The sequence below is a fragment of the Mitsuaria sp. MSU3D genome, assembly GCF_056867975.1.
Map to the genome: position 1 here is coordinate 1,877,036 of NZ_CP200314.1, position 12,834 is coordinate 1,889,869.

At 70.8% G+C, this 12,834-nt stretch carries 12 protein-coding genes and 1 pseudogene; 7 read left to right on the forward strand and 6 right to left on the reverse strand.

Annotated elements, in window-relative coordinates; genetic code table 11:
• Positions 1-6 precede the first annotated feature (6 nt).
• The 3 genes from AC1VNM_RS08150 to AC1VNM_RS08160 all read right to left on the reverse strand — a co-directional run bounded on the left by AC1VNM_RS08150 (position 7) and on the right by AC1VNM_RS08160 (position 3,158).
• Positions 7-1,347, reverse strand: coding sequence for a TolC family protein (locus AC1VNM_RS08150; RefSeq protein ID WP_483106536.1), 1,341 nt, complete (start codon positions 1,345-1,347; stop codon positions 7-9).
• A 230-nt stretch (positions 1,348-1,577) separates the two neighbouring features.
• Positions 1,578-1,970: a hypothetical protein gene (locus tag AC1VNM_RS08155; RefSeq protein ID WP_483106537.1), complete on the reverse strand. Its 393-nt coding sequence runs from the start codon at positions 1,968-1,970 to the stop codon at positions 1,578-1,580.
• A 78-nt stretch (positions 1,971-2,048) separates the two neighbouring features.
• Positions 2,049-3,158, reverse strand: a complete 1,110-nt coding sequence (locus AC1VNM_RS08160; RefSeq protein ID WP_483106538.1) for a beta family protein — start codon at positions 3,156-3,158, stop codon at positions 2,049-2,051.
• 243 nt (positions 3,159-3,401) lie between these two features.
• Between AC1VNM_RS08160 and AC1VNM_RS08165 the strand changes: the two genes are divergently transcribed.
• A complete protein-coding gene (locus AC1VNM_RS08165) occupies positions 3,402-4,520 on the forward strand; it encodes an alpha/beta fold hydrolase (RefSeq protein WP_483106539.1) in 1,119 nt (372 codons plus the stop codon).
• 221 nt (positions 4,521-4,741) lie between these two features.
• On the opposite strand, the gene AC1VNM_RS08170 is transcribed toward AC1VNM_RS08165, so the two are convergent.
• Positions 4,742-5,188 (reverse strand): DUF4148 domain-containing protein, encoded by a 447-nt coding sequence (locus AC1VNM_RS08170; protein ID WP_377154907.1) that lies wholly within the window; start codon positions 5,186-5,188, stop codon positions 4,742-4,744.
• 137 nt (positions 5,189-5,325) lie between these two features.
• Here AC1VNM_RS08170 and AC1VNM_RS08175 point away from each other — a divergent pair, with 137 nt between their 5' ends.
• Both AC1VNM_RS08175 and AC1VNM_RS08180 read left to right on the forward strand, forming a co-directional pair.
• Positions 5,326-6,267, forward strand: a complete 942-nt coding sequence (locus tag AC1VNM_RS08175; protein WP_483106540.1) for a histidine kinase dimerization/phospho-acceptor domain-containing protein — start codon at positions 5,326-5,328, stop codon at positions 6,265-6,267.
• Entirely contained in the window at positions 6,264-7,586 is a 1,323-nt protein-coding gene (locus AC1VNM_RS08180) for a 3-oxoacyl-ACP reductase (protein ID WP_483106541.1), read from the forward strand. Before AC1VNM_RS08175 ends, AC1VNM_RS08180 begins: the two co-directional genes overlap by 4 nt.
• 90 nt (positions 7,587-7,676) lie before the next feature.
• Here AC1VNM_RS08180 and AC1VNM_RS08185 read toward each other — a convergent pair whose 3' ends face one another.
• Positions 7,677-7,832: a DUF3309 family protein gene (locus AC1VNM_RS08185; RefSeq protein WP_421038055.1), complete on the reverse strand. Its 156-nt coding sequence runs from the start codon at positions 7,830-7,832 to the stop codon at positions 7,677-7,679.
• Positions 7,833-8,011: 179 nt separating this feature from the next.
• On the opposite strand from AC1VNM_RS08185, the gene AC1VNM_RS08190 reads away from it, so the two are divergent.
• The 3 genes and pseudogenes from AC1VNM_RS08190 to AC1VNM_RS08200 all read left to right on the forward strand — a co-directional run.
• Complete coding sequence (locus AC1VNM_RS08190) at positions 8,012-9,823, forward strand: RecQ family ATP-dependent DNA helicase (RefSeq protein ID WP_483106542.1); 1,812 nt, start codon at positions 8,012-8,014, stop codon at positions 9,821-9,823.
• Positions 9,824-10,073: 250 nt separating this feature from the next.
• A complete protein-coding gene (locus AC1VNM_RS08195; protein WP_483106543.1) occupies positions 10,074-10,424 on the forward strand; it encodes a type II toxin-antitoxin system TacA family antitoxin in 351 nt (116 codons plus the stop codon).
• Positions 10,412-10,852 (forward strand): annotated as a pseudogene (locus AC1VNM_RS08200) (GNAT family N-acetyltransferase); the annotation flags it as partial. The gene AC1VNM_RS08195 and the pseudogene AC1VNM_RS08200, both read left to right, overlap by 13 nt.
• Before the next feature lie 107 nt (positions 10,853-10,959).
• Here the strand turns inward: AC1VNM_RS08200 and AC1VNM_RS08205 are convergent.
• Entirely contained in the window at positions 10,960-11,874 is a 915-nt protein-coding gene (locus AC1VNM_RS08205; protein ID WP_483106544.1) for a LysR family transcriptional regulator, read from the reverse strand.
• 167 nt (positions 11,875-12,041) lie between these two features.
• Here AC1VNM_RS08205 and AC1VNM_RS08210 point away from each other — a divergent pair, with 167 nt between their 5' ends.
• Entirely contained in the window at positions 12,042-12,737 is a 696-nt protein-coding gene (locus tag AC1VNM_RS08210) for a substrate-binding domain-containing protein (RefSeq protein WP_483106545.1), read from the forward strand.
• Positions 12,738-12,834 lie beyond the last annotated feature (97 nt).

The following is a 12,834-nucleotide window of genomic DNA, read 5'->3' on the forward strand; positions in this document are numbered from 1 at the left end:
TCGTTCTCACGGTTGCTGGGCGGGCGCGCCGAGGCGGCGCTCGAGGTCGGCGTTGGCGCGATGCGCCCGTGCGAGCGCATCGAGCCACTGCATCCGCGCCTGCAGCCAGGTGCGCTGCGCGTCGAGCACGTCCAGGAAGCCGAACTTGCCGAGTTCGAAGCCGCGCGTGGCGGCGGTGTAGGCGTCACGCGCGCCGGGCAGCACGGTGCGCTGCAGGGCCTCGACCTCGTCGGCGCGGGCGTTCAACTCGTCGGCCGCGCTCAGCACCTCGGCGCGCAACCGCAGGGACTCGGCCTCCGCGAGCTGCTCGGCCGCCTGGCGGCGCTTGAGGGCCTCGCGCTGCGCGCCCTGGTTGCGATCGAACAGCGGCAGCGGCATGGACACGCCGATCACCGCCTGGTTGCGGCCGATCTCCTGCGCGCGCTTCGCGCCGAGGGTCACCGTGAGATCGGGGATGCGGCGCGCGCGTTCGAGGTCGTAGGCGGCCTGGGCGCGCTCGACCTCGAGCCGGGCGCGTCGCAGCGCGGGCGCATCGGCCAGACGGCGGGCGATCTCGGCTTCGGCGGGCAAGGCCGGCAGCGACGCGGCGCTGCCATCGAGCGCCCCGATCGTCGCTTCGTCCATCCCGACCGCCGCCGCCAACGCATGCCGCGCGGCGAGCCGGTCCGCCTGCGCCTGGCGCAGCTCGATGCGCGCGGTGGCTTCGGCGACACGCGCCCGGGTCTCGTCGTTCGGCGAGAGCTTGCCCGCGGCCACGCGACGCGCGGTCGCGTCGGCGCCGCCGCCGGCGATGCGGAGCGACTCTTCGGCGGCGCCGACCCGTTCCTGCGCGACCAGCGCGGCGAAGAAGGCCTGCACCACGTCGGCCCGCACGTCGGCGCGCATCGCGTCGAGCTCGGCCTGCGAGATGTCGCGACCGCGCTGGGCCAGCGCCGTCCGCGCCGCGCGCTGCCCGCCGATCTCCAGCGGCTGGCTCAGCAGCACGGTGACCGTGCGCGTCTCGCGGCGGGTGTCTTCCTGCTCGAGTCCGAGCGACGGGTTGGGCGGCAGCGCGGCCTGCTGGACCGCGCCGTCGGCGGCTTCGACGTCGAAGGCCGCGGCGCGCATCCTTGGATGGGTGGCCAACGCGCGGTCGACGGCGGCGTTCAGCGTCAGCAGTGGCAAGGGCGACGGCAAGGACGCGGCCGATGGCGGGGCCGATGACGAGGTCGACGATGAGGTCGACGATGAAGTCGATGACGAGGATGACGTCGAGGAAGCAGGTGGCGCCTCAGGCGCGGCACGCGCGGTCATCGGCACGAGGGAAAGGAGTGCCGCGCTGCACAGCGGCACCAGGAACTTGGGCATCGGAGACTCCGGCGTTGTGCCCGCCGCCGCAGAGGCGGCCGGGCAGGAAGAGGTTCAACGAGGAATCGGCGAGCGCTCGATGCGAGGCCAGTCATCCCTGACTGCCTTCGATGGACGCGGCGTCGAGTTGGGATGCACCGCCCGGCGCAAACCGGAGCCATAGCAGCGCTATGGCGAGGATTTGCAACGACGCGGGGCGCCCAACTCGGCGCCGCGGGGGCGGCCGCCGATCAGGCGGGCTGCCAGTTGGGTCGTTCGCGGCGATCGGGGCCGCGCGAGGACCACGCATCGGGCACGGAGCCCTCGACGACCGGACCGGCCACCGCCGGCAGCACGATCGGCGTGCTCGCCACCGGCTGGCTGTGGCCCAGATGGCAGAAGCCGCAGTCGTCATCGACGCAGGTCAGCGCCTTGTCGGTCGCCTTCTCCGGCGCCTTGTCAGCCGTCTTCTCGGGCGCGCCGGACGCGTCCGGCGCCCCTTCCGCCCCGTCGTGCTGGTGCTGGTGGTGACCGATGTGGTTCACCGCCGGATCGGCTTCATGCGCGCAATAGGTCGCCGCCACCGCCCAGCTCAGCTGGAGCGGCAGCAGGATCAGCAGGAAGACGGTCAGCCAGCGGCGCATGGGGCGCGAGTATAGGCAGACCCGCATGCCCTTCCCCGCCAACCGGCTTCGCCGCGCCCTGTCGCCGGCCCGTGGTTTTCACGAAGTCGAGGCGGGCAGCACGGTCCGGATGCTCCGATGTTCGATCAGCATCTCGTCGACCTGCGTCGCCAGATGCAGGTTGACGCGGAGGGCCGTCAGGGCCTCGCGACCCCGCGCGAACATCCGGCCGTTGGCGGCTTCCTGGATCTCATGTTCCCCCCACAGGCCGCGGGTGCCGAACGACGGCGCCGCCTCGATGAGGGCCGCGGCGGCTTCGCGGTTGGCCTCGTCCGGATTCGCGCGGCGGCGGCGCTCGAAGCGCCACACGCCCTGCCATGGATAGTCGAAGCGCACATGACCCGTCGGCAGCTCCACGCCGGGCTCGCTCGGCGCATGGATGGCGCCATGGTCGCCGTAGCCGACGAGCGCCGGGCCGCCGAGCCGGCGATGCAGTTCGCGCTCGAGGATCGCGAGACGGCCCGACCTCGGGTTGTCTTCCGACACCGCGGCACCGATCCATTGCGCCGTGGCGGGGAAGCTGTTGCCCATCATCACGACACGCACCCCCGGCCACCGCGTCCGCCAGCGCGCCAGCAGGTCCCGGCCGACGCCGGAACACCCCAGCAGCCACTCCCGCTCGGTGCCGAAGTCCAGCACGACCAGCGCGCGGCGCCGGTCCTCGAGCCCGTCGAGTGCCCGCTCCACGAGCGCCGTCGCGGGCGCCGTCAACGGCGCCGCGCCGCGCAGCCGGAACAGCACCCGGCCGAACTCGCGCTCGATCATGACCGCCTGCAGCACGATGCTGCGCTCGCTGGCGCCGTCGGGCATCAGCACCACGGGTACCGCGTTCCTGTGCGCCTGGGCGAACTCGCGCCAGGTCCGGAACCCCTGCGTCGGGTCGGCCAGCCGGCGCCACGCCAGCGCGTGGTCCAGCGGAACGCGGCCCAGGTCGATGAAATGCGGCAGCTCCTGCATGGCCTCGCCCGCCTGCTGCGCCGCGCGGCGGAAGTCCACGACATCGGGCACCCGCTGCTGCGTCGACAGCGTGATCAGCGGCAGGGTCCGGCGCTTGCGCAGGCGGTCGAGCTCGCGCAGCCCGCGCATCTCGGCCGGCAATGTCTGCAGTGACGGAAAGTAGACGACCTCGTCCAGCACGACCCCATTCATCGATACCTCCTGCGGGCACGCGGCCCGAATCCGGACGCCCCGCGCGCCCGGTCCCGGCAGGCTAGGAAGGACGCGGCCGGAAAGCCAGGGGTTGGTTTGATCGATGTCAGAGATCGGCTTTGTATGCCCCTGTATCTGCGCTTCGGGCGGCGACACCCGCATGCAATCCCACGTCCTCATCGACAAGGCGGAGATACATCGCCGGCGTCCACTGCGGAGGTCCCACCACACACGGAGATCCCCATGACCGACCGCACCCGCCCCGACGGGCACGACGACCTGACCGACGGCCTCGGCATCGCCGGGGGCGCCCTGCCCCGCCGTCAGTTCCTGCGCCTGGGCGCCTCGCTGGGCGCCGCCACGGCCGCCGCCGCGCTGCCGCTGTCGGGCCTGCTGCCGTCGGCCGCGTTGGCGGCGACACCGACGGCAGCACCGGCCGACGGCGCGGCCATCGCGATCGCGCCGTCCTTCGGCACCCTCAAGCACGTCGACGCCGGCGATCTCCGCGTCGGTTACGTCGAGGCCGGCCCGGCCGACGGCCCGCCGGTGCTGCTGCTGCACGGCTGGCCCTACGACGTCCACACCTACGAGGGCGTCGCGCCGCTGCTCGCGGCGGCCGGTTATCGCGTGATCGTGCCCTACGCGCGCGGCTACGGCACGACGCGTTTCCTGTCCGCCGCCACGGCGCGCAACGGCCAGCAAGGCGCGCTGGCACGCGACGCGATCGCGCTGCTGGACGCGCTGCGCATCCCGAAGGCGATCGTCGGCGGCTGCGACTGGGGCGCGCGCACGGCGGGCATCCTCGCCGCGCTCTGGCCGGAGCGATGCCAGGCGCTGGTGTCCGTCAGCGGCTACCTGCTGGTCGACCGCAAGGTCAACGAGCAGCCGCTGCCGCCGGCCGCCGAGCTGCAATGGTGGTACCAGTTCTATTTCGCGACCGAACGCGGCCGGCTGGGCTACGAGAAGCACCGCGCCGAGTTCTCGAAGCTGATCTGGCAACTGGCCTCGCCGCAATGGCGCTTCGACGACGCGACCTTCGCCCGCAGCGCCGCGGCCTTCGACAACCCGGACCACGTCGCGATCGTGGTGCACAACTACCGCTGGCGCCTGGGACTGGCGGATGGCGAATCGCGCTTCGACGCGGTGGAGGCCCGCATCGGCGCGGCGCCCCAGATCACGATCCCCGCGATCACGCTGGAGGGGGACGCCAACGGCGCGCCGCATCCCGCGCCGGCCGCCTATCGCCGCAAGTTCGCTGGCAAGTACGAGCACCGCGACCTGAGCGGCGGCATCGGCCACAACCTGCCGCAGGAAGCGCCGAAGGCCTTCGCGCAGGCGATCCTGGACGTCGCGCGTCTGTGACCTTCACGCGTCTGTGAATGCCACGTGAGGGCTCCGCCGGGGCTCTCAACGAAAGCGGGGTTCCCACATGGGAACCCCGTTGCTCGAAGCCGGATGACCGTCCCTGCTCGGTCAGGTCATCCCGCGTCCGTCGATCGGTCCGTCAGGTCGGCGCTGTCCCGCTCGGAACCCTCGGCGGATCGCCGTGGATCGTCGCGGCCCGTGCCGGGCATCGGGAGCGTTCAGCGACGGTACGAATGCGCCGCCTCGAGCTCCGGCGCATATCCCTGTTCACTCCAGGCGCGGTCCAGCGACCCGTCGGCGCGCGCCTGTTCCAACTCGTCCATCACCTGGGCACGTGTCTTGCCGCCCGCGGCAGGTGCGGCGAACTGCACCTGCGTGCTTGTGTCGGCGGACATGCCCACCGTCACGTCGGCATCGGCCTGGTGATTCGAGTACTGCACGTCCATGCCCTTCGCTTCGTCGAAGTCCGGCGCGTAGCTGTGTTCGCCCTGCAACTTGTCGAGGCTGCCGTCCAGGCGCGCGGCCTCGAGTTCAGCGATGACCTGGTCGCGGGACTTGGGGCCGGACACGACCTCTTCCTCGACCTGTGCGAAAGCCGGCGCCGTCAGGGCAGCCGCCAGGGCGACGGCGCCGATCGGAAGGGAGAGCTTCTTGAAGTGGTTCATGGTCAAACTCCTTGGATTGAAAGTGGTCCTGCACGCGGCATCCGTGTGTCGGAAGACGGTCGGATCCCGCTGCGTCGGCGCGCGTTTCAAACGCCTTGGATCCCACTCTATGTCCGCGACACCGACATGAGGCGGACATGCGGATGACCGTTTTGTCATCGTTGCGCAGCGCCGGCGGACTGCTGCGGGCGCTGCGCCAGCGCGTCGACCAGCTGACCGCGATGGTGGAGCGCCAACGTCGCACGCAGGCCCAGGTGGAAGCGTTCAGCGCCAACGTCGCGCACGAGTTGCGGACCCCGCTCGCCACGCTGATCACCGGCACCGAGTTCACGATGCGCGACGCCAGCCTGCCGCCCGAGGCCAGGGATCGCCTCGGCACCCACCTCGAGGAATTGCGCCGCATGCAGGGCATCGTGGGCGACATGCTGTTCCTGTCACGGGCCTATGGGGGACACCGCGCGCGCCGGCAGCGCGTCGATAGCCTCGCGGCCCTGGCCGCGGAGGTCGCGGAGTACCACGACGCCGCCATCGAGGAGGCGGGCTTGTCGCTGCGCGTCGAGGGCGAGGCGGTCGGCGACTTCGACGCCGCGCTGCTCAAGCGCGCGCTGTCCAACCTGATCGCCAACGCGACGCGCTACGCCACCGTCGGCAGCGTGCTGCGCGTCGGCATCGAGGGCGCGCGGTCGGGTCAGGTCCGCCTGTGGGTCGCGAACCTGGGGCCGGTCATTCCCGCGAAGCGGCTGCCGCGGCTGTTCGACCGGTTCTATCGCGCGGGCGATGCGCAAGCCACAAACGCTGCGGACGCTTCGAACGTGTCAAGCGGAGCGAACGGCGCGAACGGTGCCGACCGGTCCATGGCCAGCAGCGCGGCGACGGGCGACGATCACCTCGGTCTGGGCCTGTCGATCGTCGACGCGATCGCGCGCATGCACGGCGGCGCCCCCTTCGCGCGATCGGACGAACGGGAGACGCGCATCGGGTTGACGTTGAGCGGCGGCACGTCCGGGCGCGCCTACACTGCGCGCCGTTCCCAGCCCTCCCCCGCGACCTTGCCGACGTCGCCCACCTCGCCGCCATGACCGATCGCCTGCTCCACTTCGTCCAGCACCCGTTCGGCCGTCGCATCGCACGCCTGTTCAACCTGCCGCAACCGGTGCCGTTGCCGCGGCGCCAGAACGCCTGGGTCGACGAGGAACTCGCGGGCCGGTCCGTGCTTGCGATCGCGCCGGGCAGCGCGGCGCCGTTGCCGTCCCTGCTGGCCGCGATCGTCGCGCAAGGCGGCACGCCGAGCGGCGACGGTCCGGTGCGGACGCTGGTGATCGACGCGACCGGTTGCCGCGACCTCGCGGGTCTGCGCGCGCTGTTCGAGCAGGCCCAGCTGGCGCTGGTCCGGCTCGCGCCGGGCGGTCGCGTTCTGGCGCTGACCTCGGCCGGCGTCATGAGCGCGGCGGAAGCGGCCTGCCTGCACGCGGTGCAAGGCTTCGTCCGCGCGCTGGCCAAGGAAGCCGGCCGGCGTGGCGCGACGGCCAACGCCCTTGTGCTGCAGGAAGGCGCAGCGTCGATGGAATCCTTGGCGGGTGCCTTGCGATTCTTCGGCACGGATCGCTCCGCCTATGTATCGGGGCAGGTCCTGTCCTGGCGCAAGGACGTCGAGCCGCGGATCGACGATGAGCGCGCACCGGTGGCGCTGGTCACGGGCGCGGCGGGCGGCATCGGCGCGGCCACGGCCCGTCGGCTGGCGCTCGACGGGATGCGCGTGCTGTGCGTCGACGTGCCCGCGGCGCGGCAGCCGCTCGAGGCGCTGGCGCGCGAGATCGGCGGCTCGCTGCTCGCGGCGGACCTGACGGCGCCGGGGGCTGTCGACGAACTGCTCGACGCGGTGCGGCGTCTGCACGGCGTGGACGTGCTGGTGCACAACGCGGGGATCACGCGCGACCGGACGCTGGCGCGGATGTCGCCGGCGGAGTGGGATTCGGTGATGGCGGTGAACCTGGCGGCGATCCTCGCGATCGACGCGCGGCTGGACGACACCGGACTGCTGAACGCCGGCGCGCGCGAGATCTGCCTGTCGTCGATCAGCGGCATCGCCGGCAATGCCGGGCAGACCAACTACAGCGCCTCGAAGGCCGCGCTGATCGGCTATGTGGGCGCACGGGCGGCGACGCTCGACGAGCGTGGCGGCACGATCAACGCCGTCGCCCCGGGCTTCATCGAGACCGCGATGACGCGCCGCATGCCGCTGATGGTGCGCGAGGCTGGCCGCCGCTTGAATTCGCTCAAGCAAGGGGGCACGCCGGCGGACGTCGCGGAGGCGATCGCCTTCCTGGCGTCGCCGGGCGCGCACCCGCTCACGGGTCAGGTCTTGCGGGTCTGCGGGCAGTCGCTGCTGGGCGCGTGAGCGTCGGGCACGCCCGACGTTCCGGCGCCCGCCAGGCACGCGGAGAACGCCCGTGAGGGGCGCTCGTCCGCAGGCCCAGGCGGGGTGCGGTCAGATGTAGCCCAACAGCAGCAGGACGATCAGGATCAGGACGACCAGGCCCAGGCCGCCGCTGGGGCCGTAACCCCAGCTTCGGCTGTGCGGCCAGGACGGCAGCGCGCCGATCAGGAGCAGGATGAGGATGACGAGCAGGATGGTGCTGATCATGGCGATCTCCGGAATGTTGTGACGTGGGTCGGGCCCGGCGAGCGGCGAAAGAGGCCGAACGCGAGCGGCATGAAGGCTCTAGGCAACCCCTGTGCCCGCCCTGCGAAGGAAGTACCGCTTGGGCGCGCGGCTTGCTCATGCCATCGCGGAAATTCCGACCTGCACGCCTAGACACCGCCATGACCACGCGTCGACAAGCTCCTTCAGAACGCCTCCTGCTTCAGCAACTGCGCCGCTTCGGGCTGCGCGTCTGGCGGCCCGGTCAAAAAGACGTCATCGATCGCGTGCTGCGCGGACTGAACACGCTCGCAGTGATGCCGACCGGCGCCGGCAAGTCGTTGTGCTATCAGCTGCCCGCGGCGCTGCTGTCGGGGCGCACGGTCGTCGTGTCCCCGCTGATCGCGCTGATGAAAGACCAGTGCGAGCGGCTCGGCGCGCTCGGCATCCGATGCGCGCAAGTGCACAGCGGCCTCGACGCGGCGGCGCTCGCAGCGCAGGAAGCGGCAGCGCTCGAGGGCACCGCGCGGGTCGTCCTGCTGACGCCAGAACGGTTGGACGACGCCGACTGGGTCGAGCGCCTCGCGCAGCGTCCGACGGACCTGCTCGTCGTCGACGAGGCGCATTGCATCTCCGAATGGGGCCATGACTTCCGCCCGGCCTTCCTGCGCGTCGGCGACGCCCGCGAGCGCCTGGGTCGGCCTGCCGTGCTCGCGCTCACGGCGACGGCGTCGGCGGAAGTCGTCGAGGACATCGCGCGGCAGCTCGACATCCCCTCCGCCGGCTGCCTCATCGGCGGCACCTACCGCTCGAACCTGCACTATCGCGTCGAGCCGCTGGCGGACGACGAGGACAAGCTCCGGCGCTTGCTGGCGCTCGTGACGGCGAAGCCCTCAAGCGGCCCCGATGGATCGGACGAGTCCCCGGTGGACGCCGACACGGCCATCGGCGCCGACGCAGAGGCAGAGGCAGAGGCGGCGTTCCAGCTGCCCGCCACCATCGTCTATACGGCCACCGTGAAGGCGGCGGAGTCGGTGCACGACGCGTTGGTCGGTGCGGGCGTCTCCTCTGCGCAGTACCACGGTCGTCTGCGCGCCGGGCAGCGCCATGAAGCGCAGGACCGGTTCATGCGCGGCGACGTGCGCGTGATGGTGGCGACGAACGCGTTCGGGCTGGGCATCGACAAACCGGATATCCGTCGCATCGTCCATTACCAGGTGCCGGCGGGGCTCGACGTCTACTACCAGGAGTCAGGCCGCGCGGGTCGCGATGGCGAGCGCGCCGACTGCACGCTGCTGTTCGTCGCCGGCGACCGCGCCGTGCAGCAGTTCTTTCTGAACGGCCGGTATCCGGTGCCGGCCGACGCGCAGGCGGTGACGGAGGCGCTGCGAACGCCAGCGCCGGACGAGGCCGGCTGGACGCTCGATGCGCTGAGGGAACGGCTCAGTCGGCCGCGCAACAAGCTCGAAGTGCTCACGGGGCTGCTGGTCCGCGAGGGATGGCTGACGGAAGACGGAGACGCTTTCCAGCTCGCCGATCCCGCGCCTGGCGATGTCGCCGCACTGATGGAGGCCCTGGCCCGGTATGAAGCCAAGGCCCGGCAGGACCGCCGCCGGCTCGAGCAGATGGTGTTCTACGCGCAGAGCGGCCTGTGCCGGTGGCGCGTGATGCTGGAGGCGTTCGATGAGGCGGCGGGCTTCGACCGCTGCCACGGTTGCGACAACTGCGAGCGCATCGATGCGCACGAGCGGGCGTCTTCGACGCACGGCGCCGAATCGACGCCGGATGCACCGCCCGACGCACCGCGCGATGGGCGGCCCGTGATCGCGGCGGTGTTCCAGCCGGGCGACGCGGTGCGCGTCAAGCGCTACGGCGGCGGCGTGGTGGTCGAGGCCAGCGCGGACAGCGTGACCGTCGCATTCGGCCAGGAGAAGCGCAGCTTCCTGCCGCAGTATGTGAAGCGTGCGAAGCCGCCGGCGGCGAAGGCGGCCTGAGCGTCGCTGCGGTCTCTCTCCGTCCCCCAAAGCCCCCGCATTTCCCCCATTGGTCGGCCCTCTTCATCGCCCCACTCGGGGCGATGCGCGTGGAGGCGGCTTCATGGAGCATGACGTCGTCGCGCAGAGATTCTTTGAGGCACGTCAACGGAACGCCGGATTTCTGTCGCGACACCCGCCGGCTGGCTTGCTTCGGGGCTGCATGGGCAGCAGCATGTCGACCGATTGAACTTCAATGCCATTTCAATTCATGACCGCACTCAATCTTGACCACAACGCTTCCGCGCCTCCCGACATCGCGGCGCAGATCGCCGCCGTCGAACGCGCCCCTCTGATCGAGAGCGATCAAGGGCACTGGCTTCAGATCCCGGTCGAACTTCGTGAACTGATCGATTGCGCGGCCGAATGCGCCAACAAGACGCGGGCCGCCTTTGTGCGCGACGCCATGCTGGACGCGGCCGAAGGCGCAATTCTGCATAAAGCGACGAAGGGACTGACCGAAGACCAACTGCAGGCTTGCGAGGACATCCTGGATCGACCGCTCAGCGACAACGCAGCCTACCAACGCATGATGACGAGGAAGGCGCCATGGGAACTCTGACGCGCGGCGCGGTGCAGCCACCGCAATTGCTATTGCCGTCGCATGAGCTTGGCGAATTCTGCTGCGGTCAAGAGGTCCTCGATACCTGGCTTGGTCAGCACGCCATATCAAATCAGAACAACGGATCATCCAGGACCTATGTGGTGACCACGTCACGCGACGCTGTCGTGGGCTACTACTCACTCGCTCCCTCGGCGCTTGAGAGCAAACTGGCCATCGGTGCGATTCGTCGGAATGCTCCTTCGCCGGTCCCGATGTATTTGTTGGGTCGTCTGGCCGTGGACAACAACTGGCAAGGAAACGGCATCGCCTCATCCATGATTCGTGACGCGCAGCAGCGAGTGCAGGCGGCGGCGCGCATCGTCGGTGGCAAGGGCCTGATGTGCCATGCCATCGATGCGCGTGCCAAAGCCTTTTATGCCAGCCAGGGATTCTCGACGTCGCCCATTGCGCCGCTGCTGCTGATGCTTTCATTCGGGCGTGCGCCCAAGGCCGCATCCATCGATGAGGACAGACCCCGCCGTCTGACGACGGATCAGCGCGCCTCCCCCACCATCCTCATGAGCACCCCCGCCGTCTTCTGCATCAACGGCGTCGCCCGTTTGCTGGTCGGCGTGACCAGGCACAAGGTGCTCTGGATGTCCGCCTTCGCAAACGGCGTCGTGACCAGACGCTCAGGCCGCTCGTAGATCTGCAGCGCATCCTCGCCCAGCGCCGCATGACCGATGCCGGCGGCGACGCAATCCAGGATCGCCGGTACGCTCGCCACCTCCCATCGCACGTCGAGCTGCACGCCCGCCATGGCCGCCGCCTGCTCCATCAGCGCGCGGAAGATGTGCCCCCGCTGCGGCATCACCAGCGGATACCGCGACAGCTGCGACAAGGTCGGCGGCCGAGCCGGCGCCTGGTCCTTGGGGCTGACCAGGCACAGCCGCTCGCGCCGCAGCGGCAGGATCTCCAGCGCCGGCACCGGCTCGGGGTTGTAGACCAGCGCCAGGTCCGTGCGCCCGGTCAGCAGCCATTCGGTCAGGTGCACCGAAAACCCCTCCATGATCGTCAACCGTGCCTGCGGCATCTCCGCCTGGAAGGCCCGGATCAGCGCCAGGGTGTGCAGCCGCGCCAGCGTCGGCGGCATCGCGATCGTGATCTGCCCCACCGGCTCGCTGCGCCGGGCGCGCAGGTCGTCCTTGGCATGGCTGACCAGGTTGAGGATGTCCTGCCCGTGCTGCAGCAGGCGCCGCCCCGCCTCGGTCAGTTCCACGCCGCGGCCGTTGCGCAGCAGCAGCGTCTCGTGCAGCTCCGTTTCCAGCGCCCGCACCTGCCGGCTCAGCGCCGGCTGCGCCACGCCCAGCACCATCGCGGCCTTGCTGAAACTGCCGTGCTCGGCCACATGGACGAAAGTCTCCAGTTGCGTCAGGTTCATGCGGCGCATGCTCTCACGAACCGGCATGGCCCTGCATCCGTGGCATGCCGGATCGGAATATCAGCTAGTGGAAGCTAGAACTGGATCGGCAGGGCCGGCGGGACCAGAATCCGCCGCAACCCGCGAAGATCCTCCACCCGTTCCCGCGGCCCTTCTCAGCCTTGTTTCGGCCCTTCCCTCCTCCGGACCCACCCGTGATCGCACCCCTCGCCGGCATCTCCTCCATGGCCACCCGCGCCCTGCTGGCGGAGCTGTCGGCCGCGTACACCGCGGCACACGGCCTGGAGATCCGCATCGAATCGATCGGCGGCGTGGATGCCGCCCAGCGGGTCGAGTCGGGCGAATCGCTGGACCTCGTGGTGCTCGCCGACGATGCGATGGCGCGGCTGCTGGACGCCGGACGCCTGCGCGCCGGCTCGCTGCGTCCGATCGCCGACTCGCCGATGTTCATCGCGTCGCCCGAAGGCCATGCCCGGCCGGCCGTCGATACCGCCGAGACGCTGCGCCTGGCCCTGCTCGGCGCGCGGGCCATCGGCTACTCCACCGGGCCCAGCGGCCAGGCGCTGCTGAAGCTGCTGGAGCGCTGGGACCTGCGCAACGCCCTCGCCGACCGCCTGCACCAGTCCCCCGCCGGGGTGCCCGTGGCGAAGATGGTCGCCCAGGGCGATGTCGACCTCGGCTTCCAGCAGTTGAGCGAGCTCCTGGGCCACGGCGGCCTGACGATCCTCGGTCCGATGCCGCCCGGACTCGAGATCGTCACCCGCTTCACCGCCGCCGTCGCCGCAACGTCCGCCGAACCCGCCACCGCGCAGCGCGTCGTCGACGATTTCGCCGCCCCCCGCCACGATGCGCTGCGTCGCCGGCTGGGTCTCGCCTCGCCGGGCGTCTGAGCGCCCGAAACGCGCCGCCCGCCACGCGCTCCCGCCGACGTCCCCATCCCGCCCTCCGATCCCCCAGATCCCCCGTTTCCCCAGAAGAAGGACCCCA